The organism is Azotobacter chroococcum (genome assembly GCF_004339665.1).
In the GTDB taxonomy this organism is placed as follows: Bacteria; Pseudomonadota; Gammaproteobacteria; order Pseudomonadales; family Pseudomonadaceae; genus Azotobacter; species Azotobacter chroococcum.
On the sequence record NZ_SMMU01000002.1, the window covers coordinates 306,916 to 333,477 of the forward strand.

Genomic DNA, 26,562 nt, shown 5'->3' on the forward strand with positions numbered 1-26,562 from the left:
CCGTGCGTCTGCGCCTGATCGCCGTGGGTTCGCGGATGCCGCGCTGGGTGGAGGAGGGCTGGCACGAGTATGCCAAGCGCCTGCCGCCCGAGCTGGCCCTCGAACTGGTGGAAATCCCCCTGCACACCCGGGGCAAGAATGCCGACGTGGCCCGCCTGATCCGCCAGGAGGGCGAGGCCATGCTGGGCAAGGTGCAGGCGGGCGAACGCATCGTCACCCTCGAGGTGACCGGCAAGTCCTGGAGCACCGAGCAGCTGGCCGCCGAGCTGGAGCGCTGGCGGCTCGACGCGCGCACCGTCAACCTCATGGTCGGCGGCCCGGAAGGCCTGGCGCCGGAGGTCTGCGCGCGCAGCGAACAGCGCTGGTCGCTGTCGCCGCTGACCCTGCCGCATCCCCTGGTCCGCATCCTCATCGGCGAGCAGATCTATCGCGCCTGGACCCTGCTGTCCGGGCATCCGTATCACAAGTGACCGCGGTTTGCGCAGATGCCGGAGCCGATTCGCCTCAAAGACCACGAGAAGGACGCGCGCCTGGTCCGCGCGCGGGCCGTCGTCGGCGCGGTGGTCATCGTGCTGCTGTCGCTGACGCTGGTGGCGCGCCTGTACTACCTGCAGGTGATCCAGTACGAGCACCACTCGACCCTGGCGGAAAACAACCGCATCCACGTGCAGCCGATCCCGCCGAACCGCGGGCTGATCTTCGACCGCAACGGGGTGATCCTCGCCGACAACCGGCCGAGCTTCAGCCTGACGGTGACCCGCGAGCGCGCCGGCGACTGGCAGAAGGTGCTGGACACCATCGTTTCGGTGCTCGAGCTCGGCCCCGAGGAGCGCACCCTGTTCGAGAAGCGCGTGCGCCAGGGGCGCCGGCCGTTCGAGCCGGTGCCGATCCTGTTCGAGCTGTCCGAGGAGCAGATCGCCCGCATCGCGGTCAACCAGTTCCTGCTGCCTGGCGTGGAGGTGGCCGCCCAGTTGGTCCGCCACTACCCCCAGAACGAGCACTTCGCCCATTCGGTCGGCTACGTCGGGCGGATCAACGAGCGCGAGCTGAAGAAGCTCGATCCGGTCGACTACAGTGGTACTCACCACATCGGCAAGACCGGCGTGGAGCTGTTCTACGAGGACCTGCTGCACGGCCAGGTGGGTTACGAGGAGGTCGAGACCAACGCCCGCGGGCGGGTGCTGCGAGTGCTCAAGCACACCGATCCGGTGCCCGGCAAGGACCTCACCCTGAGCCTCGACCTGAACCTGCAGAAGGCCGCCGAGGCGGCACTCGGCGACCGCCGCGGCGCAGTGATCGCCATCGACCCGACCAGCGGCGGGGTGCTGGCGATGATCAGCCAGCCGAGCTTCAACCCCAACCTGTTCGTCACCGGGATCAGCATCAAGGACTACGCCGCGCTGCGCGACTCCATCGACCGCCCGCTGTACAACCGGGTGCTGCGTGGCATCTACCCGCCGGGCTCGACGATCAAGCCGGTGGTCGCCCTGGCCGGCCTCGACAGCGGGGTGGTGGAGCGCAGCACGCGGGTCTTCGATCCGGGCTTCTATCAATTGCCCAACGTCAAGCACAAGTACCGCAACTGGAACCGCGGCGGCGACGGCTGGGTGAGCATGGAGCTGGCCATCGCCCGCTCCAACGACACCTATTTCTACTCCTTGGCGCACCGCATGGGCATCGACCGCCTGCACCGCTACCTGAGCCACTTCGGCATCGGCCAGCGGGTGTCCCTGGACATGTTCGAGGAGGCCGCCGGGCTGATGCCCTCGCGCGAGTGGAAGCGGGTCAACCGCCGCCAGGCCTGGTATCCGGGCGAGACCCTGATCACCGGCATCGGCCAGGGCTACATGCTGGCCACTCCGCTGCAGCTGGCCCAGGCCACCGCCCTCCTGGCGAACAAGGGCAAGTGGCACCGTCCGCGGCTGTTGATGAAGGCCGACGGCCTGTCGCCGGAGCAACTGATGGCGAGCGGCCTGCTGGCGGCGCGACCAGCACCGCCGGACATCCAGCTCAAGGATCCGCACAACTGGGACCTGATCAACTCCGACATGCAGCAGGTGGTGCACGGCGCACGCGGCACCGCGCACAAGGTCGGCGCCACGGCGCGCTACCGGATCGCCGGCAAGAGCGGTACGGCACAGGTGGTGGCGATCCGCCAGGGCGAGAAGTACGACCGCAACAAGCTGCAGGAGCGCCATCGCGACCACGCCCTGTTCATCGCCTTCGCCCCCGCCGAGAATCCGCAGATCGCCGTGGCGGTGATGGTGGAGAACGGCGAGTCGGGCTCCGGCGTCGCCGCGCCGGTGGCCAAGCAGGTGATGGACGCCTGGCTGCTCGACGAGAACGGCCGCCTGAAGGCTCAGTTCGCCGCGGCGCCGCAGGAGCTTGCCCATGACAATCAACGCTAGTTTCGACCGCACCCTGTCCGACGAGGACGTGCTGCGTCGCCGCGCCACCCTGCTACAGCGCCTGCACATCGACGGCCCGCTGCTGCTGCTGTTGCTGCTGCTCGCCGCCGGCAGCCTGTTCGTCCTCTATTCGGCCAGTGGCAGGAACCTCGACCTGCTGGTCAAGCAGGCCAGCTCGTTCGGTCTCGGCATGCTCGCCATGCTGGTCATCGCCCAGGTGGAGGCGCGCTTCATCGCCCGCTGGGTGCCGCTGGCCTACGTGCTGGGCGTGATTCTGCTGGCGGTGGTGGAAGTCATGGGCCACAACGCCATGGGCGCCACCCGCTGGATCAACATCCCCGGGGTGATCCGCTTCCAGCCCTCGGAGTTCATGAAGATCATCATGCCGGCGACCATCGCCTGGTATCTCGCCCGCAACAACCTGCCGCCGGGACTCAAGCACACCGCCGTCAGCCTGGCGCTGATCGGCGTGCCCTTCGTGCTGATCCTGCGCCAGCCGGACCTCGGCACCTCGCTGCTGATCCTCGCTTCCGGCGCCTTCGTGCTGTTCGTCGCCGGGCTGCCCTGGTTGTGGATCGGCGGGGCGGTGGCGGCTGTGGTGCCGGTCGCCGTGGGCATGTGGTATTTCGTCCTGCTCCAGTACCAGAAGCAGCGGGTGCTGACCTTCCTCGACCCGGAGAGCGACCCGCTCGGCACCGGCTGGAACATCATCCAGTCGAAGGCGGCGATCGGCTCGGGCGGGGTGTTCGGCAAGGGCTGGCTGCTCGGCACCCAGTCGCACCTGGATTTTTTGCCGGAAAGCCATACGGACTTTATCATTGCGGTCCTGGCCGAAGAGTTCGGCCTGGTCGGCGTCTGTCTGCTGCTGCTGGTCTACCTGCTGTTGATCGCCCGCGGACTGGTGATCACCGTGCAGGCGCAGACGCTGTTCGGCAAGCTGTGGGCCGGCGGCCTGACCATGACCTTCTTCGTCTACGTCTTCATCAACATCGGCATGGTGAGCGGCCTGTTGCCGGTGGTGGGGGTGCCCCTGCCGTTCATTAGCTACGGCGGAACTTCGCTGGTGACCCTGCTGTCAGGGTTCGGGGTTTTGATGTCGATCCACACCCATCGCAAATGGATCGCGCAAGTTTGAAGAGTAACGGATCGATGCATATACGGCGTGGCCGAGCGGCCAGAACCCTGGATTTGGCCAGCCTGGCGGGCTTTCTGGGGCTGGCCTGCGCGCTGCATGGCGGCGCGGCGCTGGCCGGCGACTACACGGATTCGCCACAGGTCGACGAGTTCGTCGCGGAGATGACCCGCGACTACGGCTTTGCCGGCGAACAACTGCTCGGCCTGTTCCGCGAGGTGCAGCGCAAGCAGCCGATCCTCGACGCCATCTCGCGGCCGGCGGAGCGCGCCAAGCCGTGGAAGGAGTACCGGCCGATCTTCATCACCGAGGCCCGCGTGGCCCGCGGCCTGGACTTCTGGCGCGAGCATGAGGCGGCCCTGGCCCGTGCCGAGCAGGAATACGGCGTGCCGGCCCAGGTGATCGTCGCGATCATCGGCGTGGAAACCTTCTACGGGCGCAACACCGGCAACTATCGGGTGATCGACGCGCTGTCCACCCTGGGCTTCGACTATCCGCCGCGCGCGCCCTTCTTCCGCAAGGAGCTGCGCGAGTTCCTGCTGATGACCCGCGAGGAGCAGGTCGACCCGCTCAGCCTGACCGGCTCCTACGCCGGCGCCATGGGCCTGCCGCAATTCATGCCGAGCAGCTTCCGCGCCTATGCAGTGGACTTCGACAACGACGGCCACATCGACATCTGGAAGAACCCGACCGACGCCATCGGCAGCGTCGCCAGCTACTTCAAGCGCCACGGCTGGAGCGCCGGCGGACCGGTGGCCAGCCGCGCCGAGATCAATGGGCCGGACGCCGAGCAGGGCCTGACCGAGGGGCTGGAGCCGGTGAAGAGCGTCGGCGAGCTGCGCAGCCTCGGCTGGAAGACCCGCGACCGCCTCGACGACGGCCTGCCGGTCACCGCCTTCCGCCTGGACGGCGCGGACGGCGCGGAATACTGGATGGGGCTGCCGAACTTCTACACCATCACCCGCTACAACCGCAGCGTGATGTATGCCATGGCCGTGCACCAGCTCTCCGATCTGCTGCTCCAGGCGCAGGGCGGCCGCCGATGACGAGGCGCGCCCTGCCGTTCCGTCTGCTCCTGCTCGGCGGCCTGGCGCTGCTGGCCAGCTGCTCCAGCACGCCGCCGGAGCGCGGCACGCCGTCGGGCTCCTCCGCCAAGGTCCACTACCCGCGCCCGCTCAAGGACGGCGCGCCCTGGTGGGACGTCGACGTTTCGAAGATTCCCGACGCGGTGCCCGCGCCCCACTATGGGCCGGTCAAGGCCAACCCCTACACGGTGCTGGGCAAGACCTACTACCCGATGAACGACGGCCGCCGCTACAAGGCGACCGGCACCGCCTCCTGGTACGGCACCAAGTTCCATGGCCAGGCCACCGCCAACGGCGAGCACTACGACCTCTACGGGATGAGCGCGGCGCACAAGACCCTGCCGCTGCCCTGCTATGTCCGGGTGACCAACCTGGACAACCGCAAGAGCGTGGTCCTGCGGGTCAACGACCGCGGCCCCTTCTATTCCGACCGGATCATCGACCTGTCCTTCGCCGCGGCGAAGAAGCTCGGCTATGCCGAGACCGGCACCGCGCGGGTCAGCGTCGAAGGCATCGATCCGGAAGAGTGGTGGGCCCAGCAGGGTCGCAAGCCGCCCTTGGTGCTGGCCCAGCCGCAGGTGGCCAAGGCGCAGCCGGCCACCCGTGCGGCGGTGCAGCCGATCGAGGAATATTCGCCGCCGCCCGGCCAGCATGCGGACGCCGTGCCGCCCGTGGCGGTCGCCGCCAGCCAGGCCGCCGCTCCGGCCGAGGGCCTGTACCTGCAGGTCGGCGCCTTCGCCAATCCGGACGCGGCGGAGCTGCTCAAGGACAAGCTGAGCCGGATCAGCTCCACCCCGGCGTTCGTCAGCCCGGTGGTGCGCGACCGGCAGACCTTCCATCGCGTGCGCCTGGGGCCGATCGGCAGCCAGGACGAGGCGCTCCAGCTGCAGGACAGCGTGCGCCTGGCCAGACTCGGCCAGCCGACCCTGGTCAAGCCCGATTGAGATCGGGACCCTCTCCACAGCCCGCAGGGCTGTGTCCGACTAGCCAACGATCCGAGAAACGATGAAAACCACCCGACTTGTGCAACGCCTTTTCCTGGCCCTCCTTATCTGCGTGCCGAGCGCCTGGGCCGCCGAGCCCCAGGCCACCCCGGTGCCGACGCCGACGCCGACGCGTGCCGCGGAGCCCCAGGCCATTCCGGCTCCGCCGCAGCTGGCCGCCACCTCCTATCTGCTGATGGACGCCGCCAGCGGCCAGGTGCTGATCGACAGCAACGGCGATCAGCGCCTGCCGCCGGCCAGCCTGACCAAGCTGATGACTGCCTACATCGCCACCCTGGAGATCAAGCGCGGGCAGATCAAGGAAGGCGACATGGTCACCGTCAGCGAGCGGGCCTGGCGCACCGGCGGTTCGCGGATGTTCATCCAGGTCGGCACCCAGGTGAGCGTCGACGACCTGCTGCACGGCATCATCATCCAGTCCGGCAACGATTCCAGCGTGGCGCTGGCCGAGCACATCGCCGGCAGCGAGGACGCCTTCGCCGACATGATGAACACCACTGCGCAGCGTCTCGGGATGAGCAATTCGCACTTCATGAACGCCACCGGCCTGCCGCATCCGGAGCACTATTCCTCGGCCCACGACATGGCCAGGCTGGCCCGCGCGATCATCTACGACGACCCGGCCCACTATGCGATCTATGCGCAGAAGGAGTTCTTCTGGAACAACATCAAGCAGCCCAACCGCAACCTGCTGCTGTGGCGCGACAAGACCGTCGACGGCCTGAAGACCGGTCACACCGAGGAGGCCGGCTACTGCCTGGTGGCTTCCGCCGTACGCGACGGCCAGCGCCTGATCTCGGTGGTCTTCGGCACCAACAGCGAACAGGCCCGCGCCGCCGAGACCCAGAAGCTTCTGACCTACGGTTTCCGCTTCTTCGAGACCCAGACCTTCTTCCAGAAGAACACCGAGCTGGCCCGCTCGCCGGTATGGAAGGGCGCCAGCCGCGAGGTCAAGGTCGGCCTGGCCGAGGATCTGACCTTCACCATGCCGCGCGGCCAGCTCAAGCAGCTGACCACCAGCAGCGTCCTCGAGCCGCAACTGATCGCACCGATCCAGCAGGGCACCGTGGTCGGCAAGGTCGAGGTCAGGCTGGGCGAGCAGGTGCTGCGCAGCGCCGATCTGGTTGCCCTGGAAACCGTCGAGGAGGGTGGCCTGTTCCGTCGTCTATGGGATAGCATCCGCCTGTTCTTCTACGGTTTGTTCAACTGAACCTCTGCCGACCGCCGTCCGCCGCTTCCGGCGGGCGGCCGTCCCCGCGGGCCGAACGGCCCGCCACCGCCATGACCGATACCGACGTACAAGCTCCGAAAATCGAATTTCCCTGCGAGCGCTATCCGATCAAGGTGATCGGCGATGCCGGCGAGGGTTTCGCCGACCTGGTCGTCGAGGTGATCCAGCGCCATGCGCCCGGGCTGGACAGCTCCACCCTGAGGCTGCGCGACAGCCGCAACGGGCGCTATCTCGCCGTGCAGGTGCTGATCACCGCCACCGGCGTCGAGCAGCTGCAGGCCATCCACCTCGACCTGCGCGCCACCGGGCGCGTGCACATGGTGCTCTGATGCCGGGCGTGATCGGCGTCCGCGAGCCGGGGCTGCTCGACTACCTGCCGACCTGGCAGGCGATGCAGCGCTTCACCAATGGGCGCGGTCCGGAAACCGGCGACGAACTCTGGCTGCTCGAGCATGCCCCGGTGTTCACCCAGGGTCAGGCCGGCAAGGCCGAGCATCTGCTGTTCCCCGGCGACATCCCGGTGGTGCAGGTGGATCGCGGCGGCCAGGTGACCTACCACGGCCCCGGCCAACTGGTCGGCTACCTGCTGCTGGACGTGCGGCGCCTGGGCATCGGCGTGCGCGAGCTGGTCAGCCGCATCGAGCGCAGCCTGATCGAGCTGCTCGCTGGCTATGGGGTCGAGGCCTATGCCAAGGCGGATGCGCCGGGGGTCTACGTCGGCGAGATGAAGATCGCCTCCCTCGGCCTGCGCATCCGCAACGGCTGTTCCTTCCATGGCCTGGCCCTGAACGTGGACATGGATCTGGCGCCCTTTCAGCGCATCAACCCCTGCGGCTACGCCGGCATGGTCATGACACAACTCAAGGATCAGGCCCGCGGGCCGGTCGAATTCGCCGAGGTGCGCAGCCGCCTGCGTGCACAGCTCGCTGCGCAGCTCGGTTACGCTGAAGCAAAGACCCTTACGGGCGGGATCGAAAGCATATGAGCACGACGGAAACCACGGGCAAGGGCCCGGCCAACAAGGTTGAGACCGGGGTCAAACTGCGCGGCGCGGAGAAGGTCGCGCGCATCCCGGTGAAAGTCATTCCGACCGAGGAGCTGCCGCGCAAGCCGGACTGGATCCGCGTGCGCATGCCGGCTTCCCCCGAGGTCGACCGGATCAAGCAGCTGCTGCGCCAGCACAAGCTGCACAGCGTCTGCGAGGAAGCCTCCTGCCCGAACCTCGGCGAGTGCTTCGCCGGCGGCACCGCGACCTTCATGATCATGGGCGACATCTGCACCCGCCGCTGCCCGTTCTGCGACGTCGGCCACGGCCGGCCGAACCCGCTCGACCCCGACGAGCCGAAGAACCTCGCCGTGGCCGTCGCCGACCTGCGCCTGAAATACGTGGTGATCACCTCGGTGGACCGCGACGACCTGCGCGACGGCGGCGCCCAGCACTTCGCCGACTGCCTGCGCGAGATTCGTCGGCTGAGCCCCGGCACCCAGCTGGAAACCCTGGTGCCCGACTACCGCGGACGCATGGAGATCGCCCTCGAGATCACCGCCAGCGAGCCGCCGGACGTGTTCAACCACAACCTGGAAACCGTGCCGCGCCTGTACAAGGCCGCCCGCCCGGGTTCGGACTTCGAGTGGTCGCTGGACCTGCTGGAGGAATTCAAGAAGCGCGTGCCGGGCGTGCCGACCAAGTCCGGGCTGATGCTCGGCCTCGGCGAGACCGACGAGGAAGTGATCGAGACCATGCAGCGCATGCGCGAGCACGAGATCGACATGCTCACCCTCGGCCAGTACCTGCAGCCCTCGCGCAGCCACCTGGCGGTGCAGCGTTTCGTCCATCCCGACACCTTCGCCTGGTTCGCCGAGGAAGGGCAGAAGATGGGCTTCAAGAACGTCACCTCCGGCCCGCTGGTGCGTTCCTCCTATCACGCCGACCAGCAGGCCCACGGCGCCAAGGGCGACTGATTGCCCGCCAGCCGCAACGAAAAAGCCCCCGCGAGGGGGCTTTTTCATGGGCTCGGGAACGCCGCCTGCTGCTCAGGGGGCCGCCTTCTCCTGCGGATAGAGGCTCAGCAGTTTCAGGGTGACGCCGTTGGTCCAGCCGAAGCCGTCCTGCAGCTTGTATTCGCCGCCGCCCCCGCCGAGGTTCTCTCCTTCCACGCTGTATTTCTCCACCAGCTTGTGCTCCTTGTCGAACAGCGCCTGCACCTGGGCGAGGAAGTTCTGGCCAATGGTCTGCGCCAGCGCGTCCTGGCCGTAGCGGCGCAGGCCGGAGACGGCGATCCATTGCAGCGGTGCCCAGCCGTTGGGGGAGTCCCACTGCTGGCCATTGTCGGTCTGCGTGGTATTCAGCCCGCCCGGCTTGACCAGGTTCGCCTCCACCGTCCTGGCGGTGAGGCCGGCCCGTTCGGGGGAGGCCACGCTGACGAACATCGGATAGAGGGTGGCGGCGGTGATCTGCGCGCTGAGCCGCTTCTTCTTCCAGTCGAAGTCGGCGTAGTAGCCGGCGTCGTTCCACAGATGTCGCTCGATCGCCTGCCGGCGCCGCTCGGCGCGTGCGCCGTAGGCCTCGGTGCAGCTCGGCATGGTGCTCTTCCCGCACGCCAGGGCGATGGTGCTCTCCAGGTGATGCAGCAGACTGTTCAGGTCGATCGGCACTATGGCGGTGGTGCGGATGGTGGCCATGGTCTTGCCATCCTCCAGCCAGCGCGAGCTGTAGTCCCAGCCGCTGGCGGCGCCGGCGCGCAGGTCCCGGTAGACCTCGCTGGCCGGACGGCCTTGGGCCTGTTCGGCGGTCTCGCGGTCCTGCATGTAGGATTCCTGGCGTGGTGTGTCGCGGTCGTCCCAGTAGCGGTTGAGCAGGCTGCCGTCGGCCAGCCGGACGACGTAGCGTGCCGCCTCGCCGGGCTTGAGGGTCTGCGAGCCTTCCATCCAGTAGGCGTATTCTTTCTGCAGTTGCGGCAGGTAGCGGCGATAGGCGTCGTCGCCCTCCGCCTGCGCGACCAGTTCGACCATGAACGAGAAGAAGGGCGGCTGCGAACGGCTCAGGTAGTAGGAGCGGGTGCCGTTGGGGATATGCCCGTAGGTATCGATCAGGTGGGCGAAGTTGTCGACCATCTGCCGGGCCAGCTGCTTCTCGCCGCTCTCCACCAGGCCCAGCATGGTGAAGTAGGAGTCCCAGTAGTACAGCTCGCGAAAGCGTCCGCCCGGCACCACGTAGGGGTGGGGCAGCGGCAGCTCGCTGCTGTAGGCAGGAACCTCGGCATGCTGGCGGGTGAGCGCCGGCCAGAGGTTGCCGATGTGCTCGCGCAGGCTCACGCCCGGACGGGTCGGCTGGGTTTCCGCCGAGGCCGGGGGGACGAAGTTGTCCGCTACGAACTGCCGGAGGTCGAAGCCGGGCTGCTGGTGGCGGGTCAGGTAGTCGGCCCGGATGGCGGCGGGATCGCGCCGCGGCACGGCGTCCACGAACTGCTTCTGGTCGTCGAACAGCCATTGCTGCTGGACGCTCTGGAAGAGTTCCGGGTAGGCCTCGTCGGGGGTGAGCGCCCGCGCTGTGCTGGCATCCTCATGGCTCCAGGTGCCTTGAGCGAAGGCCGTGCCGGCGCTGGCCAGCAGGATCGAGAGGGACAGGGCGAGCAGGGGGCCTGGGTGGGGGTGACGAAGGGTTTTCATGAGTTATCCGTAGGGCCTCATTGTTGTTGTGGGAAGTCGGATACCGCGGGGAGACGGCGGCTGGCCCTGGAGCATGTTCGTGAAACACCGGCTCAAGACTGCAGCGATCTTTGGGGGCGACGGCCTTCAGCGCCCTCTCCCCCATGCCAGGGAGAGGAGAGAAGTCCGGGCATTCCTTGAGCCCGGGTACAGTGAAACGGCTCTAGCGACTGCGATGCGGGGCATCGAAGGTAAGGAACGCTGGGGGGGCTGGGGCTGCTGAAAGCAGCAGCGTCGTCGGTACGCACGCGCATGGCGGGGAAGACCTCGGCGTATGGACAGCGCTATCTCTGCGGATCGAACGAATCTGCAGGGCAGGGGCTGTCGTCGCTATCTTGTTGTTCTTGTGGACTACCGCCGGAGCGGTTCCGAAGCGGGCGGCTGCAGGGAGCACGCCATGCACGCCATTAAAGATAGCGCTACCTTAGTCTTCGGTTTTTTGTTTGGCAAGCTGCCCCGAGGCAGGTCGTGGGGTTCAAATCAAGAGCTGGGGCCTTGCCGAATGGCGGAGAAGGGGTTTTGAGCAGCCTGGGCCGGACCGGCGCGCGCGGGCGTCGGCCAGCACGGTGCCTTACTGCCGGCGCAGGGCCTCGAGCAGTTCGCTGGTCGGATAGCCGTCGGCCGGCCAGCCGAGGCGCTGCTGGAAGCTGCGCACCGCCTTGCGGGTATTGGCGCCGATGATGCCGTCGGCGCTGCCGGGGTCGAAGCCGTTGCCGGCCAGCAGGTTCTGCAGCTCGATGCGCTCGCTGCGGCTCAGCGGCGTATCGCCGCGCGGCCAGGCGCCGACGATCTGCCCGCGGTTCTCGAAGCGCTCGCCGAGCAGCCCGATGGCCAGCGCGTAGGAGGTGGAGTTGTTGTACTTGAGCACGCTGCGGAAGTTGTCCAGCACCAGGAAGGCCGGGCCGCGGTGCCCGGCGGGCAGCAGCAGGCTGGCCTGCTCCCCGGCCGCCAGGCCGTTGCTGCTGGCGGGCAGGGCCACGCCCAGCTGGCGCCACTCGCCCAGCGACTTGCGGGTGGCCATGTCGGCCTGGGCGTAGTCGAAGCCCTGCGGCAGGCGTACCTCGAAGCCCCACGGCTGGCCCCGGCGCCAGCCGGACGCCTGCAGGTAGTGGGCGGCGGAGGCCAGGGCGTCGGCGGTCGAGTCCCAGATGTCGCGGCGTCCGTCGCTGTCGAAGTCCACCGCATGGCTGAGGTAGGTGGTCGGGATGAACTGGGTCTGGCCCATGGCGCCGGCCCAGGAGCCGATCATCCGCTCCGGCCGCACGTCGCCGTTCTGCAGGATCGACAGGGCCGCCAGCAGCTGGTCGTGGGCGAACTGCGGGCGACGCCCCTCGAAGGCCAGGGTGGCCAGCGAGCGGATCACCGACTTGTTGCCCATGACCTGGCCGAAGTTGCTTTCCATGCCCCAGATCGCCACCAGCGCCTGGCGGTCGACGCCATAGCGCGCCTCGATCCGGCCCAGCAGCTCGGCATGCCGCTTCAGCAGGGTCTGACCGCTGCGCACCCGCTGCTCGGCCAGGGCACCTTCCAGGTAGGCCCAGACCGGCCGGGTGAACTCCGGCTGGCTGCGGTCCGCGGAGATCACCGCGGAATCGGGCTCGACGCCGGCGAACGCCCGGTCGAAGACCAGCGGCTGGATGCCGCCGGCCAGCGCCTCGCGGCGGAAGTTGTCGCGCCAGTCCTCGAAGCGGATGACGGCGAGCGGCGCGGTCGGGAGGGCAGGCGGCGTGGCGATCGTCGGCGCCGGGGCCACGGCCGCGCTTGGCGCCGGCGCGGCGACTGCCGGGGCGGAGTCGGCGGTGGGGGTGTCGACGCAGGCGGTCAGCAGGACCAGTGCGCTGCCGGCGATCAGCTGGCGAAGGATCTGGCCGGGGGCCGGGGTGCTGAGCATCGGTACATCTCGAAAGGCTGCAATCAAGCGCCGACCATAACATGCCGGGGAAAGGCTTGTCCGCCCGTGCCGTCGGAAGGGGATCGCCCAGGTTGCGCCGCGTTGCCGGCGCGTGTAGGGTGGCCCGCGCTTCCTGCCCCCGACCGCTCGACAGCCGATTGCCCAGGTCCTTGCAGCCATGTCCGGTTCTTCTCGCCATCGCCCCGTGCTCGTCCCGTGCCTCGTCGCACTGGCGCTGCTGCTGGCCATGGCGCTGCTGCCGGTACTGACCTCGCTCGGCGAGCTCCACGATCTCTCCCATGCGCCGCTTGGCGCCCATGCCTATCCTGAGCAGGCGTCCGGCCACGGCGGCGACGCAGAGCCGGATGGAGAAGGCGGCGGAGGCTTTCATGCGCTGCTCCATTCCGCCCACTGCGCCGGCCATGCCGCGCAGGTCGCCCTGGGCGCCTTCCCGCGGCTGACCGCCATCCCGCCGGGCAGCGCCCGGCCTCGGGACGAGACGCCGCTCCTGCCGGCGTCTCCCGCACGCGCGCCCTACCGACCGCCGATCTTCGCGTAAGCGCCTGCCTGGCCTGTGGCCGGCATTTCCTTACCTCGATCGATCGGAGTTTCTTCATGCGTTCACGACTCGCGGCGCTTGCCGCCTGGGTCGCGGCATCCGTCGTGGCCTGGCCCGCGTTTGCCGCCGACCGCCTTTCCCTGGACGACGCCTTCGCCCGCGTTGCCGCCACCCATCCCGAGCTGCGCCTGTTCGACAGCCGCGGCGCAGTGCTCGCCGCGGAACGCGAGCGCGCCGCTCTGCGTCCGGCGCTGGTCGCCGGCGCCACCCTGGAGAACGCCTTCGGCACCGACGAGGCGCGCGGTCTGCAGGGTGCCGAGCTGACCCTGACGCTGGCCTCGGTGCTGGAGCGCGGCGGCAAGCTCGACGCACGCCGGACCCTGGCCCGCAGCCAGATCGACGCCCTGGCGGTCGAGCGCGAAGCGCGCCGCCTGGATCTGCTCGCCGAAGTGGCCCGGCGCTATCTGGCGATGGTCGCCGCCCGCCGCCAGGGCGAGATCGCCGGGGAGGACATCGCCCAGCGCCGGCGGACCCTGGCCGGCGCGCGCCAGCGCCTGCAGGCCGGCGCCTCGCCGGAGTCGGTGGTCCTCACCGCCGAGGCGGCGCTGGCCCGCGCCGAACTGGAGCGGGCCCGCGCGCGGCAGCGCCTCGACTCCGCGCGCCAGTATCTGGCGGCACTCTGGGGCGAGCGCGATCCGCGCTTCGAGGTGGTCGCCGCCGATCCCGCGCGGCTGCCGGAGATCGCCGACTTCGCTGCGCTGACCGCGCTGCTCGAGCGCACCCCGGAACTCGAGCAGTTCGTCGGCGAGCGGCGCATCCGCGAGGCGCGCCTGCAACTGGCGCGCAGCCAGGCGACGGCGGATCTGGACTGGCAGCTCGGCGTGCGCCGTCTCGAGGCGAGCGACGACTTCGGCATGGTCGGCAGCCTGTCGCTGCCGCTGGGCGCGGAACGCCGCGCCGCACCCGGGATCCGCGCCGCCGAGGCCGAGCTGGGCGCGCTGGAGACCGAGCGCGAGGCCCGGGGGCTGGCGCTGCATTCCACCCTGGTCGAGGCGCACGGCCGCTATCGCACCGCGCAGCTCGAGGTCCGCCGCCTGCAGGACGAGGTGATCCCCCTGCTGTCGCGCGCCGAGGGCGCCGCCGAGCGCGCCTATCGCGCCGGCGCCATCAGCTATCTGGAGTGGGCCCAGCTGCAGTCCGAGCGGACCGCGGCGCGCCGCCAGCAGCTCGACGCCGCCCTGGACGCCCAGCGCACCCTCATCGAAATCCAGCGACTCACCGGCCAGGCGTTCATCGCCGGTCAGTCCACCGACAAAGGAAACACCCCGTGAAAGCATCCCTCCTGGCCGGTCTGCCGCTGGCCCTGACCCTGGCGCTGAGCGCCTGCGACGGCCATTCGCCGGCCGAGTCCACCCCTCACGAGCATGCCGGCGCACACGGCGGACATGGCGAGCACGAAGAACACGACGAGCCGCGCAAGGGCGGACACGGCGGCCGCCTGCTCGAAGAGGGAGCGCTGACCGTCGAGCTGGCCATTGCCGAAGAGGGCACGCCGCCGAAGTACCAGGCCTGGCTGTACCGCGACGGCCAGCTGCTGCCGCCCTCGGCCGGCAGCGTCGTCGAGGTACGTCTCAAGCGCCTCGGCGACCGTCCCGAGAACCACCGGCTGGAAGCCCAGGCCGATGGCAGCCTGATGGCCTCCAGCGTGGTCGGCGAGCCGCACTCCTTCGACGTCGAGGTGCTCGCCAGCATCGAGGGCCAGGCGCTGCGCTGGAGCTACCCGAGCTACGAGGGGCGCACCGAGATCGAGCGGACCATCGCCGAGGAGGCCGGCATCCGCGTGGCGCCGGCCGGCCCCGGCGAGATCGCCGACGCCCATGAGGTGCAGGGCCTGCTGACCCCGGTCGACGGCAAGGTCGCCAAGGTCACCGCGCGCTTTCCCGGGCCGATCCGCCGCCTTGCGGTCAATGTCGGCGACCCGGTGCGCGCCGGGCAGACCCTCGCCCGCGTGGAGAGCAACCTGAGCCTGACCGAGTATCCGGTGACTGCGCCGATCTCCGGCGTGGTGCTGGCGCGCAACGCCAGCCTCGGCGCCCTGGCCGGCGAGGGTGCGCCGCTGTTCGAGATCGCCGACCTGTCGACCCTGTGGGTCGACCTGCACCTGTTCGGCGCCGACGCCCAGCGCATCCGTCCCGGCCTGCCGGTCGAGGTGACCCGCCTGAGCGACGGCGCCACCGCCAGGAGTGTGCTCGAGCGCGTGCTGCCCGGCACCGCGACGGTCAGCCAGAGCACCGTGGCCCGCGCCAGCCTGGCCAACGCCGACGGCTTCTGGCGTCCCGGCTCGGCGGTCAAGGCGCGTATCGTCGTCGCCCGTCAGCCGGCCGCGCTGGTCGTGCCGCTGGCGGCGCTGCAGAGCTTCCGCGACTGGGAGGTGGTGTTCGTCCGCGTCGGCGACACCTACGAGGTGCGCCCGGTCGAACTGGGTCGGCGCGACGCCGAGCGGGTCGAGGTGCTGGCCGGGATAGAGAAGGGCGACCAGATCGTGGTCGAGCAGAGCTATCTGGTGAAGGCGGACATCGAGAAGTCCGGCGCTTCCCACGACCACTGAGGATACCGCGATGCTCGAAAACATCATCCGCTTCGCCATCGCCCAGCGCTGGCTGATGCTCGCCCTCACCCTGGCCCTGGCCGGCCTGGGTGGCTGGAGCTTCACCCGGCTGCCGATCGACGTCACCCCGGACATCACCAACGTCCAGGTGCAGATCAACACCGAGGCCGCCGGCTACTCGCCGCTCGAGGCCGAACAGCGCGTGACCTTCCCGATCGAGACCGCGCTGGCCGGCCTGCCCGGCCTCGACTACACGCGCTCGATCTCGCGCTACGGCCTGTCGCAGGTCACCGTGGTGTTCAAGGACGGCACCGACCTGTACTTCGCCCGCCAGCAGGTCGGCGAGCGCCTGCAGCAGGTGCGCGGCCAGTTGCCGGCCGGCCTCGAGCCGGCGATGGGGCCGATCGCCACCGGCATGGGCGAGATCTTCATGTACACGCTCGAGGCCGCTCCCGGAGCGCGCAAGCCCGACGGCACGCCCTGGAGCGCCACCGACCTGCGCACCCTGCAGGACTGGGTGGTGCGCCCGCAGTTGCGCAATACCCCCGGCGTCACCGAGGTCAACACCATCGGCGGCTTCGCCCGGCAGATCCACATCACCCCCGATCCGGCGCGGCTGGTCGCCCTGGGCTTCACCCTGCACGACGTGGTCGCCGCCGTGGCGGCGAACAACCAGAACGTCGGCGCCGGCTACATCGAGCGCAACGGCCAGCAGTTCCTGGTCCGCGCCCCCGGGCAGATCGCCGACCTCGACGCCCTGCGCGACATCGTGCTGGACCGCCGCGAGGGCGTGCCGATCCGCGTGCGCGACGTGGCCGAGGTGGGCGAGGGGCCGGAGCTGCGCAACGGCGCGGCCACCCAGAACGGCCGCGAGGTGGTGCTGGGCACGGTGTTCATGCTGATCGGCGCGAACAGCCGCGAGGTCGCCCTGGCCTCGGCGCAGAAGCTGGCCGAGGCCAGCCGGAGCCTGCCGCCCGGGGTCGGCGCCAACCCGGTCTACGACCGCACCCGGCTGGTCGAGCGCACCATCGAGACGGTGGCGAGGAACCTGGCCGAGGGCGCCTTGCTGGTGATCGTGGTGCTGTTCCTCCTGCTCGGCAACTTCCGCGCGGCGCTGATCACCGCGGCGGTGATCCCGCTGTCGATGCTGCTCACCGTCACCGGCATGCTGCGCGGCGGGGTGTCGGGCAACCTGATGAGCCTGGGCGCGCTGGACTTCGGCCTGATCGTCGACGGCGCGGTGATCATCATCGAGAACTGCCTGCGCCGCTTCGGGATGTTGCAGCAGGCGCTGGGCCGGCCAATGAACGACGGCGAGCGGCTGGACGCCGCCGCTTCGGCCACCGCCGAGGTGATCCGCCCGAGCCTGTTCGGCCTCGGCATCATCACCGCCGTCTACCTGCCGATCTTCGCCCTCGGCGGCGTCGAGGGGCGGATGTTCCAGCCGATGGCGATCACCGTGGTGCTGGCCCTGAGCGGCGCCATGCTGCTCTCGCTGACCTTCGTGCCTGCGGCCATCGCGCTGTTCCTGCGCGGCCGGGTGGCCGAGCACGACACCCGCCTGATGCGCTGGGCGCGGCGCGGCTATGCGCCGGTGCTGGGCTGGTCGCTGCGCCGGCGCGGCTGGGTGATCGCCGCGGCGCTGGCGCTGGTCGCCGCCTGCGGGGCGCTCGCCACCCGCCTCGGCAGCGAGTTCGTGCCGGGCCTCGACGAGGGCGATATCGCCCTGCACGCGCTGCGCATTCCCGGCACCAGCCTGGACCAGGCGATCCGCATGCAGGCGACCCTGGAGGCGCGGATCAAGCAGTTCCCCGAGGTCGAGCGGGTGTTCGGCAAGCTCGGCACCGCCGAGGTGGCCACCGACCCGATGCCGCCCTCGGTGGCCGACACCTTCCTGATCCTCAAGCCGCGTGAGCAGTGGCCCGACCCGCGCAAGCCCAAGGCGCAGCTGATCGGCGAGATCGAGGCGGCGGTCAAGCGCCTGCCGGGCAACAACTACGAGTTCACCCAGCCGATCCAGATGCGCATGAACGAGCTGATCTCCGGGGTGCGCGCCGACGTGGCGATCAAGCTCTACGGCGACGACCTGGAGCAGCTGGTGGCGGTCGGCCAGGAGATCGAGCGCGTCGCCAGGGCGGTGCCGGGGGCGGCCGACGTCAAGCTGGAGCAGGCCACCGGGCTGCCGCTGCTCAGCGTCAGCCCCGACCGCCAGGCGCTGGCGCGCTACGGCCTCAACCCCGGCGCGGTGCAGGACACCCTGGCCACGGCGGTCGGCGGCGAGGTCGCCGGCCAGCTGTTCGAGGGCGACCGGCGCTTCGACATCGTGGTGCGCCTGCCCGAGCGCCTGCGCCAGGACCCGGCGGCCCTGGCCGACCTGCCGGTCCCGCTCGGCGCCAGCCTCAACGCCGACGAGTCGAGCCGCGCCGCCGCCTGGCTGGCCGGCGCGCCGCAGACCGTGCCGCTGCGCGAGGTGGCGACGCTGGAGGTCCACCAGGGGCCGAACCAGATCAACCGCGAGAACGGCAAGCGCCGGGTGGTGGTGACCGCCAACGTGCGCGGCCGCGACCTCGGCGGCTTCGTCGCCGAACTGCGCCAGCGGGTGGCCGCCGAGGTCGAGGTGCCGGCCGGCTACTGGGTCGACTACGGCGGCACCTTCGAGCAGCTGATCTCGGCCAGCCAGCGCCTGGCGATCGTGGTGCCGGCGACCCTGGCGCTGATCTTCGCCCTGCTGTTCTGGGCCTTCGGCTCGGTGCGCGACGCGCTGATCGTGTTCAGCGGCGTGCCGCTGGCGCTGACCGGCGGGGTGATCGCCCTGGCGCTGCGCGGCATTCCGCTGTCGATCTCCGCCGGGGTCGGCTTCATCGCCCTGTCCGGGGTGGCGGTGCTCAACGGGCTGGTGATGATCGCCTTCGTGCGCAGGCTGCGCGAGCGCGGCGCCGGGCTCGAGACGGCGATCGTCGAGGGCGCCCTCGGCCGCCTGCGCCCGGTGCTGATGACCGCCTTGGTGGCCTCGCTGGGCTTTCTGCCGATGGCCTTCAACGTCGGCGCCGGCTCCGAGGTGCAGCGGCCGCTGGCCACCGTGGTCATCGGCGGGATCGTCTCCTCGACCCTGCTGACCCTGCTCGTGCTGCCGGCGCTGTACCGCTGGCTGCACCGCGAGGAGGCGGCGCCCGCGCTGCGGGCGGAGGAGCGGACGGCGCTGCCGGGCCGTCTGGAGCAGGAGCCGACGGCCTGAGCAGCCTTCCCGCTCAGGCTGCCGCCGTCCTCACGACGCCTGCCGGTTGTCCGCCGCGGGCGTTGCTTCCTGGCTGCCGAGCTGGCGGACCGTATCGAGGAAGGCGCGCAGGATCGGCGAGCTGTCGCCCTTGCGGTACAGGCAGGCCAGTTCGATCTCGGCCTTGCCGCGGCAGCGCAGGGCGCGGTATTCCACGCCCGGCAGGCGCAGGTTGACGGTGGACTGGGGCACTACGCAGAGCCCCAGCCCGCCGGCCACCAGGGCGATGCTGGTGGTCACGTCGGTGACCTCCTGAACCACCCGGGGGGTGGCGTCGTAGTCGGCGAACAGCCGCCGCACATGGGTGGTCAGGCCCTTCCGGACCCCGCGCGGGTAGAGGATGAAGGGCTCCTCCAGTACCTCGCCCAGCTCGATGCTGTCCCGCGCCGCCAGCGGGTGCTTGGCCGGCAGCGCCAGCATCAGCGCCTCCCTGCGCACCAGTTCCTGCTCGATGTCCGGCTCGTTCGGCACCAGGCGGTTGAAGCCGATGCTGAGCCGGCGCTCGCGCAGCGCCTGGATCTGCGCGTCCTTGTCCATCGGATGCAGGGAGATCTCCACGGCCGGATGGGTGCGGCCGAACGCCTGCAGCACCCGCGGGATGAAGTCGAGGATCGACGAGCCGAAGATGCCGATCACCAGACTGCCCTTGCGGCCCTCGGCCAGCAGGCGCGACTCGTCGGCCGCGTGCTGCAGCTGGGCAAGGATGTTCAGCGCCTGCTGGTAGAAGGCCTGGCCGGCGTCGGTCAGTGCGACGCGCTTGGAGTTGCGCTCCAGCAGGACGGCGGGAATGGCTTCCTCCAGCTGCTGGATCTGCCGGCTCAGCGCGGGCTGGGTGATGTACAGCCGTTCGGCGGCGCGATTGAAGTTCAGCTCTTCGGCCACCGCGACGAAATACTTCAACTGCCTAATTTCCAAGGGATCACCATGCTGCGCGGACAGGGGAGGGGCAATGATGCCGTTCGGGTATCATTCGGTGATTGTATTCGATTGGACGGCATCGCCACGGCTGTTTATCTTCAACTTAGGTGGCGTGCCGGCATCAGGAGAGCAATCGGTAGAATCCCCCGCCAGGGATGGATGGTGTGCGTTGTGAAGAACGAGTCCAGAGCGGCAAAGCACCGCCTGGGTTTTATAAGAAAAACAATATCGAGAGGCCTTGAGTGATGGAGTTTTCTTTACTGAAAGAAAAGAGCGTGGTCTTCCAGGGCGCCGACCCCTACGACGTTTCCGGCTACGTGAACCAGCATGTCGGCTCCCATTCCATCCGCCTGTCGCAGTCCAGCCATCCTGCCGCCGACCTCAGCCATCGCAAGTTCGGCGATCTCGACCTCTGCCGGATCAGCTACGGCGGCACCGTGCGCGTCACCTCCGAGGCGCTGGAAACCATCTATCACCTGCAGATCCTGCTCAAGGGCCATTGCCTGTGGCGCGGCGCGCGCGGCCAGGAGCACCACTTCGTGCCGGGCGAGCTGCTCTTGATCAATCCGGACGATCCGGTGGACCTGACCTATTCGCAGGACTGCGAGAAGTTCATCGTCAAGATGCCCGGCTCCCTGCTCGAGGCGGCCTGTGCCGAGAACCACTGGCACTGGCCCGGCGAGGGCATCCGCTTCACCGCCAGCCGGCACAGCCTTCAGGAGATCGGCGGCCTGCTCAACCTGCTCGGCCTGGTCTGCGAGGAGGCCGAGTCCGGCATCGCGCCGCCCCGCCTGCAGGAGCACTACGGGCGGATCATCGCCAACAAGCTGCTCTGCCTGCAGAACAACGTGCGCCGCGAGCAGCCGGGCAGCGCCTCGGCGATCTTCGAGCGGGTCGTGCACTTCATCGAGGAGAACCTCAAGCAGGACATCACCCTCGAACAGCTGGCCGGGCTGGTGAACGTCAGCCCGCGCTCGCTCTATGCGCTGTTCGAGAAGCACGCCAGGACCACGCCCAGGCATTACGTGCGGCAGAAGAAGCTCGAGCGGATCAACGCCAGCCTGCGCGACCCCTCGGCGCCGGTGCGCAACATCACCGAGGTGGCGCTCGACTACGGCTTCCTGCACCTGGGGCGCTTTTCCGAATCCTACCGCAACGCCTTCGGCGAGCTGCCTTCGGATACCCTGAGGCGCCGCGCCTGCTGATTCCGCCACCTCGCCGCACCGTCATCCGCGCCGCCCCGGCCTTGTGCTGGGGCGGCGCGTTCGTTTCCGTCCGCAACCTTCGTACCGCGCTTGCAGAGAGTGGATAAAGGTCCTGCAGGAAACGGATATTGCCGGTCCTTGCCGATTCTTACGATGGGGCTCTGACACAAAAACAACGGAGCCGACGGCAATGACTCTTGGAATCGACGAGATCAATGGCTTGCTGGAAGAGGATCGCGAAAAGGGCCTCTATCGCTGCAAGCGGGACATGTTCATCGACGCGGAACTCTTCGAGCTGGAGATGAAGCACATCTTCGAAGGGAACTGGATCTATCTGGCCCACGACAGCCAGATCCCCGAGAAGAACGACTACTGCACCACCTACATCGGACGCCAGCCGATCATCATCGCCCGCACCAAGGACGGCGAGCTGAACGCCTTCATCAACGCCTGCAGCCACCGCGGCGCGGCGCTGTGCCGCTTCAAGAGCGGCAACAAGGCTACCTACACCTGTCCGTTCCACGGCTGGACCTTCAGCAACTCCGGCAAGCTCCTGAAGGTGAAGGACCCGGCCGATGCGGGCTACCCGGACAGCTTCAACTGCAACGGCTCGCACGACCTGCAGAAGATCGCCCGCTTCGAGTCCTACCGCGGCTTCCTGTTCGGCAGCCTGAATGCCGATGTCCAGCCGCTGAGCGAGTTCCTCGGCGAGTCGGCGAAGATCATCGACATGGTGGTCGACCAGTCGGCGGAAGGCCTGGAAGTGCTGCGCGGCGCCTCCACCTACGTGTTCGAGGGCAACTGGAAGCTGCAGGCCGAGAACGGTGCCGACGGCTACCACGTGACCGCCACCCACTGGAACTACGCCGCGACCCAGAACCAGCGCAAGCTCAAGGAGGCCGGCGACGACATCCGCGCCATGAGCGCCGGCGGCTGGGGCAAGAAGGGCGGCGGCTTCTACGCCTTCGAGAACGGCCACATCCTGCTCTGGACCCGCTGGGACAACCCCGAAGACCGTCCGCTGTACCGGCGCCGCGACGAGCTGGCCCAGGCGTTCGGCCAGGCCCGCGCCGACTGGATGATCGGCCATTCGCGCAACCTCTGCCTCTACCCCAACCTCTACCTGATGGACCAGTTCGGTTCGCAGCTGCGCGTGCTCCGGCCGATCTCGGTCGACAAGACCGAGGTGACCATCTACTGCATCGCGCCCAGGGGCGAGAACGCCGAGGCGCGCGCCCACCGCATCCGCCAGTACGAAGACTTCTTCAACGTGACCGGCATGGCCACCCCGGACGACCTCGAGGAGTTCCGCGCCTGCCAGCAGGGTTTCCAGGGCCGCGCGGCGGTCTGGAACGACATGTCCCGCGGTGCTACCCACTGGATCGACGGGGCTGACGAGGCCGCCAGGGAAATCGGCCTGGCGCCGAAGATGAGCGGCGTGCGCACCGAGGACGAAGGGCTTTACATCATGCAGCACCGCTACTGGCAGGAGCGCATGACCGCGGCACTGCAGCAAGAACAGGACAAGCTGATTCACGTGGAGGGCAACTGATCATGAACGCATCCTACGAAGCCGTACGCGACTTCCTCTACCGTGAAGCCCGCTACCTGGACGAGAAAGACTGGGACAGCTGGCTGGAGCAGTACGCCCCCGACTGCACCTTCTGGATGCCGTCCTGGGACGATCGCGACCAGTTGACCGAAGATCCGCAGAGCCAGATCTCGCTGATCTGGTACGGCAGCCGCCGCGGTCTGGAGGACCGGGTGTTCCGCATCCGCACCGAGCGCTCCAGCGCGACCATTCCGGATACCCGCACCTCGCACAACATCAGCAACCTAGAAATCCTCGAGCAGACCGGCGAGCTGTGCCGTCTGCGCTTCAACTGGCACACCCTGAACTTCCGCTACAAGACCGTCGACCAGTTCTACGGCACCAGCTTCTACACCCTGGACATCCGCGGCGAGAACCCGCTGATCAAGGCGAAGAAGGTCGTGCTGAAGAACGACTACGTGCGTCACGTCCTCGACATCTACCACGTCTGAACACAGCTCGAAGACCGCGCTCCGCCGGCGCCGTGCGGGACCCCTGCGTCCCGCCCGCCGCCCGGCGGCTGCTCCAACCGAAGAATGAGAGCGGGGTGCCATATGTCATACAAGGTTGCGCTGAATTTCGAAGACGGGGTCACCCGTTTCATCGAGGTGGACAGTGGCGAAACCGTCGCCGACGCCGCCTACCGTCAGGGCATCAATATTCCGCTGGACTGCCGCGACGGAGCCTGTGGCGCCTGCAAGTGCCTTGCCGAGGCCGGTCGTTACGACCTGGGCGACAACTACATCGAGGACGCGCTGAGCGAGGCGGAGAAGGCCGAAGGCCTGGTGCTGACCTGCCAGATGCGTCTGGAGAGCGACTGCGTGCTGCGCATTCCGGCCTCCTCCGAAGTCTGCAAGACCGAGCAGGCCAGCTACGAGGCGCTCATCAGCGACGTGCGCGCGCTGTCCGACAGCGTGATCAGCCTGTCGATCAAGGGCGCGTCCCTGGCCAGGCTGTCCTTCCTGCCGGGCCAGTACGTCAATCTCAGGGTGCCGGGCAGCGACCAGACCCGTGCCTACTCGTTCAGCTCGCTGCCGCAGGACGGCGAGGTCAGCTTCCTGATCCGCAACGTGCCGGGCGGCCTGATGAGCGGCTATCTCAGCCGGCAGGCCAGGGCCGGCGATGCCATGACCCTGACCGGGCCCTTGGGCAGTTTCTACCTGCGCGAGATCCGCCGGCCGCTGCTGATGCTGGCCGGCGGCACCGGCCTGGCGCCTTTCACCGCCATGCTGGAGAAGATCGCCGAAAGCGGCAGCGAGCATCCGATCCACCTGATCTACGGCGTCACCCACGATGCCGACCTGGTGGAGATGGACCGGCTGGAGGAGTTCGTCGCGCGCATTCCCAATTTCAGCTTCACGGCCTGCGTCGCCAGCCCGGAGAGCAGTCATCCGCACAAGGGCTACGTCACCCAGCACATCGCGCCGGTGCACCTGAACGACGGCGAGGTGGACATCTACCTGTGCGGTCCGCCGCCGATGGTCGAGGCGGTCAACGGGTTCCTCCGCGAGCAGGGCATCCAGCCGGCCAATTTCCACTACGAGAAGTTCGCCGCCAGCGTCTGAGCCGCTGCCCCGTGTCCGCACGGGCGGCCCCAAGGATAGAAACGCCATGCATGAAAAACGCTTTCAAGACAGGGTCGCAGTGGTCACCGGCGCGGCCCAGGGCATCGGCCGGCGCGTCGCCGAGCGGCTGGTCGCCGAGGGCGCCCGTCTGGTCGCCGTGGACCGCTCCGAACTGGTCCACGAGCTCGAGGCGCTGGGCGCCGGCTGGGTGCTGACCCTGACCGCCGACCTGGAGCGCTTCGCCGACTGCCAGGGGGTAATGACGGCGGCGGTCGAGCGCTTCGGCCGCCTCGACATCCTGATCAACAACGTCGGCGGCACCATCTGGGCCAAGCCCTTCGAGCACTACGCCGAAGAACAGATCGAGGCCGAGGTGCGCCGCTCGCTGTTCCCCACCCTGTGGTGCTGCCGCGCCGCCCTGCCGGCGATGCTCGAACAGGGCAGGGGGGCCATCGTCAACGTCTCCTCGATCGCCACCCGCGGCGTCAACCGCGTGCCCTACGGCGCGGCCAAGGGCGGCGTCAACGCGCTCACCGCCTGCCTGGCCTTCGAGACCGCCGAGCGCGGCATCCGCGTCAACGCCACCGCCCCCGGCGGCACCGAGGCGCCGCCGCGGCGCATCCCGCGCAACGCCGCCGAGTCGAGCGGGCAGGAGAAGGCCTGGTACCAGCAGATCGTCGAGCAGACCGTCGACAGCTCGCTGATGAAGCGCTACGGGACCATCGACGAGCAGGTCGGGGCGATCCTCTTCCTGGCTTCCGACGAAGCCTCCTATATCACCGGCACGATCCTGCCGGTAGGCGGCGGCGACCTGGGTTGAGGCCGGCGCTCCGCCGCCGGGCGGAGCGCGCACGTGGTTTTGCGATTACAACAACAACAGAGATCCACGCCATGCAGACAATCGATGTCAATCGCCTCATCGACGAGGCCCGCTTCAACCGCTTCCACTGGATGGTGCTGTGCTGGTGCGCACTGCTGCTGATCTTCGACGGCTATGACCTGTTCATCTACGGGGTGGTCCTGCCGGTCTTGATGAAGACCTGGAACCTGACACCGCTGGAGGCTGGCGCGCTGGGCAGCTACGCGCTGTTCGGCATGATGTTCGGCGCGCTGTTCTTCGGCCCGCTGGCCGACAAGATCGGCCGCAAGAAAGGCATCGCCATCTGCTTCCTGCTGTTCAGCGGCTTCACCGTGCTCAACGGCTTCACCCGCACCCCCACCGAGTTCGGCATCTGCCGCTTCATGGCCGGCCTCGGCATCGGCGGGCTGATGCCCAACGTGGTGGCGCTGATGAACGAATACGCGCCGAAGAAGATCCGCAGTACCCTGGTGGCCATCATGTTCAGCGGCTATTCGCTGGGCGGCATGCTCTCCGCCGGGCTCGGCATCTACATGCTGCCGCGCTTCGGCTGGGAGGCGATGTTCCAGGCCGCCGCCGTGCCGCTGTTGCTGCTGCCGCTGATCCTCTGGTTCCTGCCCGAATCGGTTGGCTACCTGCTGCGCCAGGGCCATACCGAGCAGGCGCGCGCCATCCTCCGCCGCGTCGATCCGGACCGGCTACTGACGGATGACGATTTGCTGGAGATGGCCGAGGCCAAAAGCGAGGGCGCGCCGGTGCTGCAGCTGTTCCGCGAGGGCCGCGCGCTGCGCACCCTGTCGATCTGGGTGGCGTTCTTCTGCTGCCTGCTGATGGTCTATGCGCTCAGCTCCTGGCTGCCGAAGATGATGGCCAGCGCCGGCTACAGCCTCGGCTCCAGCCTGTCGTTCCTGCTGGTGCTGAACTTCGGCGCGGTGTTCGGCGCCATCGGTGGCGGCTGGCTGGGCGACCGGCTGAACCTGCCCAAGGTGCTGGTGGTGTTCTTCGCCGTCGCCGCCCTGTCGATCGGCCTGCTCGGCTTCAAGACGCCGACCCCGGTGCTCTACGGCCTGATCGCCATCGCCGGCGCCACCACCATCGGCTCGCAGATCCTGCTCTACGCCTGCGCCGCGCAGTTCTACAGCATGGCCATCCGCTCCACCGGTCTCGGCTGGGCCTCGGGGATCGGCCGCAACGGCGCCATCGTCGGCCCGCTGCTCGGCGGGGCGCTGGTCGGCATGAGCCTGCCGCTGCAGGTGAACTTCATCGCCTTCGCCATCCCCGGACTGGTCGCGGCCATCGCCATGACCCTGTTCTGTGCGCACCGGCAGGCGACGGGCGCCGCGGCCGGCGAGGCGCTGGCGTAACGGGGGAAGAGGCGGCGAAGGGGAAGCAGAGGGCTGCCGGGTCTGTTTTCGCGCGCTCTTTCGCCGTCTCAGGAAAGTTGTCCCGGAAACGGGAAATAAACACCGCACCGTTAATCAAGGCGGCCGAACCGAGGCCGGCATTACTGCACACGGGAACTCT

Annotated in this window: 22 protein-coding genes; 19 read left to right on the plus strand and 3 right to left on the minus strand. The window is 68.7% G+C overall.

The features are described 5' to 3' along the window. The first annotated feature begins 2 nt into the window (after nucleotides 1-2). The 9 genes from rlmH (at nucleotide 3) to lipA (ending at nucleotide 8,822) form a co-directional block, all read left to right on the plus strand. Nucleotides 3-470: a 23S rRNA (pseudouridine(1915)-N(3))-methyltransferase RlmH gene (gene rlmH, locus EV691_RS03660; RefSeq protein WP_039805914.1), complete on the plus strand. Its 468-nt coding sequence runs from the start codon at nucleotides 3-5 to the stop codon at nucleotides 468-470. 15 nt (nucleotides 471-485) lie between these two features. Further along, nucleotides 486-2,408, plus strand: coding sequence for a penicillin-binding protein 2 (gene mrdA / locus EV691_RS03665; protein WP_131298821.1), 1,923 nt, complete (start codon nucleotides 486-488; stop codon nucleotides 2,406-2,408). Beyond that, complete coding sequence (gene rodA / locus EV691_RS03670) at nucleotides 2,398-3,543, plus strand: rod shape-determining protein RodA (RefSeq protein WP_131299016.1); 1,146 nt, start codon at nucleotides 2,398-2,400, stop codon at nucleotides 3,541-3,543. Before mrdA ends, rodA begins: the two co-directional genes overlap by 11 nt. 14 nt (nucleotides 3,544-3,557) lie before the next feature. Then, nucleotides 3,558-4,586, plus strand: coding sequence for a lytic murein transglycosylase B (gene mltB, locus EV691_RS03675; RefSeq protein ID WP_131298820.1), 1,029 nt, complete (start codon nucleotides 3,558-3,560; stop codon nucleotides 4,584-4,586). Continuing rightward, nucleotides 4,583-5,569, plus strand: coding sequence for a septal ring lytic transglycosylase RlpA family protein (locus EV691_RS03680; RefSeq protein ID WP_131298819.1), 987 nt, complete (start codon nucleotides 4,583-4,585; stop codon nucleotides 5,567-5,569). The genes mltB and EV691_RS03680 overlap by 4 nt, the downstream gene beginning before the upstream one ends. Nucleotides 5,570-5,630: 61 nt before the next feature. Further along, nucleotides 5,631-6,839 carry a D-alanyl-D-alanine carboxypeptidase family protein gene (locus tag EV691_RS03685; RefSeq protein ID WP_131298818.1) on the plus strand — a complete coding sequence of 403 codons (1,209 nt, stop codon included), beginning with the start codon at nucleotides 5,631-5,633 and terminating at the stop codon, nucleotides 6,837-6,839. Nucleotides 6,840-6,910: 71 nt separating this feature from the next. Further along, the gene (locus EV691_RS03690) at nucleotides 6,911-7,189 is read left to right on the plus strand and encodes a DUF493 domain-containing protein (RefSeq protein WP_039805908.1); all 279 of its coding nucleotides are present in this window, start codon (nucleotides 6,911-6,913) and stop codon (nucleotides 7,187-7,189) included. After that, nucleotides 7,189-7,845 carry a lipoyl(octanoyl) transferase LipB gene (lipB, locus tag EV691_RS03695; RefSeq protein ID WP_131298817.1) on the plus strand — a complete coding sequence of 219 codons (657 nt, stop codon included), beginning with the start codon at nucleotides 7,189-7,191 and terminating at the stop codon, nucleotides 7,843-7,845. Before EV691_RS03690 ends, lipB begins: the two co-directional genes overlap by 1 nt. Next, nucleotides 7,842-8,822, plus strand: a complete 981-nt coding sequence (gene lipA / locus EV691_RS03700) for a lipoyl synthase (RefSeq protein WP_089169192.1) — start codon at nucleotides 7,842-7,844, stop codon at nucleotides 8,820-8,822. The genes lipB and lipA overlap by 4 nt, the downstream gene beginning before the upstream one ends. Nucleotides 8,823-8,894: 72 nt before the next feature. Here lipA and treA read toward each other — a convergent pair whose 3' ends face one another. Then, nucleotides 8,895-10,529, minus strand: a complete 1,635-nt coding sequence (gene treA, locus EV691_RS03705; RefSeq protein WP_131298816.1) for an alpha,alpha-trehalase TreA — start codon at nucleotides 10,527-10,529, stop codon at nucleotides 8,895-8,897. A 610-nt stretch (nucleotides 10,530-11,139) separates the two neighbouring features. Continuing rightward, a complete protein-coding gene (locus tag EV691_RS03710) occupies nucleotides 11,140-12,459 on the minus strand; it encodes a lytic murein transglycosylase (RefSeq protein WP_131298815.1) in 1,320 nt (439 codons plus the stop codon). 178 nt (nucleotides 12,460-12,637) lie between these two features. Between EV691_RS03710 and EV691_RS03715 the strand changes: the two genes are divergently transcribed. From EV691_RS03715 to EV691_RS03730, 4 genes are read left to right on the plus strand one after another with little or no spacing between them, the layout of a single operon-like run. After that, on the plus strand, nucleotides 12,638-13,018 hold the full coding sequence (locus tag EV691_RS03715; protein ID WP_242672560.1) for a hypothetical protein: 381 nt from the start codon (nucleotides 12,638-12,640) through the stop codon (nucleotides 13,016-13,018). A 56-nt stretch (nucleotides 13,019-13,074) separates the two neighbouring features. Beyond that, entirely contained in the window at nucleotides 13,075-14,349 is a 1,275-nt protein-coding gene (locus EV691_RS03720) for a TolC family protein (protein ID WP_131298814.1), read from the plus strand. After that, nucleotides 14,346-15,626, plus strand: coding sequence for an efflux RND transporter periplasmic adaptor subunit (locus EV691_RS03725; RefSeq protein WP_131298813.1), 1,281 nt, complete (start codon nucleotides 14,346-14,348; stop codon nucleotides 15,624-15,626). Before EV691_RS03720 ends, EV691_RS03725 begins: the two co-directional genes overlap by 4 nt. 10 nt (nucleotides 15,627-15,636) lie before the next feature. Beyond that, nucleotides 15,637-18,861 (plus strand): efflux RND transporter permease subunit, encoded by a 3,225-nt coding sequence (locus EV691_RS03730; protein ID WP_131298812.1) that lies wholly within the window; start codon nucleotides 15,637-15,639, stop codon nucleotides 18,859-18,861. A 30-nt stretch (nucleotides 18,862-18,891) separates the two neighbouring features. On the opposite strand, the gene EV691_RS03735 is transcribed toward EV691_RS03730, so the two are convergent. Next, complete coding sequence (locus EV691_RS03735) at nucleotides 18,892-19,800, minus strand: LysR family transcriptional regulator (RefSeq protein WP_242672559.1); 909 nt, start codon at nucleotides 19,798-19,800, stop codon at nucleotides 18,892-18,894. A 263-nt stretch (nucleotides 19,801-20,063) separates the two neighbouring features. On the opposite strand from EV691_RS03735, the gene EV691_RS03740 reads away from it, so the two are divergent. The 6 genes from EV691_RS03740 to EV691_RS03765 all read left to right on the plus strand — a co-directional run bounded on the left by EV691_RS03740 (nucleotide 20,064) and on the right by EV691_RS03765 (nucleotide 26,402). After that, nucleotides 20,064-21,023: an AraC family transcriptional regulator gene (locus EV691_RS03740; RefSeq protein WP_131298810.1), complete on the plus strand. Its 960-nt coding sequence runs from the start codon at nucleotides 20,064-20,066 to the stop codon at nucleotides 21,021-21,023. A 190-nt stretch (nucleotides 21,024-21,213) separates the two neighbouring features. Beyond that, complete coding sequence (benA, locus tag EV691_RS03745; protein ID WP_131298809.1) at nucleotides 21,214-22,575, plus strand: benzoate 1,2-dioxygenase large subunit; 1,362 nt, start codon at nucleotides 21,214-21,216, stop codon at nucleotides 22,573-22,575. A 2-nt stretch (nucleotides 22,576-22,577) separates the two neighbouring features. Then, nucleotides 22,578-23,066, plus strand: coding sequence for a benzoate 1,2-dioxygenase small subunit (gene benB / locus EV691_RS03750; protein WP_131298808.1), 489 nt, complete (start codon nucleotides 22,578-22,580; stop codon nucleotides 23,064-23,066). Between the two features lie 102 nt (nucleotides 23,067-23,168). Then, the gene (benC, locus tag EV691_RS03755) at nucleotides 23,169-24,179 is read left to right on the plus strand and encodes a benzoate 1,2-dioxygenase electron transfer component BenC (RefSeq protein WP_131298807.1); all 1,011 of its coding nucleotides are present in this window, start codon (nucleotides 23,169-23,171) and stop codon (nucleotides 24,177-24,179) included. Between the two features lie 46 nt (nucleotides 24,180-24,225). After that, nucleotides 24,226-24,999, plus strand: a complete 774-nt coding sequence (locus EV691_RS03760; protein WP_131298806.1) for a 1,6-dihydroxycyclohexa-2,4-diene-1-carboxylate dehydrogenase — start codon at nucleotides 24,226-24,228, stop codon at nucleotides 24,997-24,999. A 71-nt stretch (nucleotides 25,000-25,070) separates the two neighbouring features. Beyond that, nucleotides 25,071-26,402 (plus strand): MFS transporter, encoded by a 1,332-nt coding sequence (locus EV691_RS03765; protein WP_131298805.1) that lies wholly within the window; start codon nucleotides 25,071-25,073, stop codon nucleotides 26,400-26,402. Nucleotides 26,403-26,562: the final 160 nt, after the last annotated feature.

Bases quoted from the DNA above. Each gene is read 5' to 3' on its own strand.
- mrdA (WP_131298821.1), top strand. From the start codon at position 486: ATGCCGGAGCCGATTCGCCTCAAAGACCACGAGAAGGACGCGCGCCTG.
- mltB (WP_131298820.1), top strand. From the start codon at position 3,558: ATGCATATACGGCGTGGCCGAGCGGCCAGAACCCTGGATTTGGCCAGC.
- EV691_RS03680 (WP_131298819.1), top strand. From the start codon at position 4,583: ATGACGAGGCGCGCCCTGCCGTTCCGTCTGCTCCTGCTCGGCGGCCTG.
- EV691_RS03685 (WP_131298818.1), top strand. From the start codon at position 5,631: ATGAAAACCACCCGACTTGTGCAACGCCTTTTCCTGGCCCTCCTTATC.
- EV691_RS03690 (WP_039805908.1), top strand. From the start codon at position 6,911: ATGACCGATACCGACGTACAAGCTCCGAAAATCGAATTTCCCTGCGAG.
- lipB (WP_131298817.1), top strand. From the start codon at position 7,189: ATGCCGGGCGTGATCGGCGTCCGCGAGCCGGGGCTGCTCGACTACCTG.
- lipA (WP_089169192.1), top strand. From the start codon at position 7,842: ATGAGCACGACGGAAACCACGGGCAAGGGCCCGGCCAACAAGGTTGAG.
- treA (WP_131298816.1), bottom strand. From the start codon at position 10,529: ATGAAAACCCTTCGTCACCCCCACCCAGGCCCCCTGCTCGCCCTGTCC.
- EV691_RS03710 (WP_131298815.1), bottom strand. From the start codon at position 12,459: ATGCTCAGCACCCCGGCCCCCGGCCAGATCCTTCGCCAGCTGATCGCC.
- EV691_RS03715 (WP_242672560.1), top strand. From the start codon at position 12,638: ATGTCCGGTTCTTCTCGCCATCGCCCCGTGCTCGTCCCGTGCCTCGTC.
- EV691_RS03720 (WP_131298814.1), top strand. From the start codon at position 13,075: ATGCGTTCACGACTCGCGGCGCTTGCCGCCTGGGTCGCGGCATCCGTC.
- EV691_RS03730 (WP_131298812.1), top strand. From the start codon at position 15,637: ATGCTCGAAAACATCATCCGCTTCGCCATCGCCCAGCGCTGGCTGATG.
- EV691_RS03740 (WP_131298810.1), top strand. From the start codon at position 20,064: ATGGAGTTTTCTTTACTGAAAGAAAAGAGCGTGGTCTTCCAGGGCGCC.
- benA (WP_131298809.1), top strand. From the start codon at position 21,214: ATGACTCTTGGAATCGACGAGATCAATGGCTTGCTGGAAGAGGATCGC.
- benB (WP_131298808.1), top strand. From the start codon at position 22,578: ATGAACGCATCCTACGAAGCCGTACGCGACTTCCTCTACCGTGAAGCC.
- benC (WP_131298807.1), top strand. From the start codon at position 23,169: ATGTCATACAAGGTTGCGCTGAATTTCGAAGACGGGGTCACCCGTTTC.
- EV691_RS03760 (WP_131298806.1), top strand. From the start codon at position 24,226: ATGCATGAAAAACGCTTTCAAGACAGGGTCGCAGTGGTCACCGGCGCG.
- EV691_RS03765 (WP_131298805.1), top strand. From the start codon at position 25,071: ATGCAGACAATCGATGTCAATCGCCTCATCGACGAGGCCCGCTTCAAC.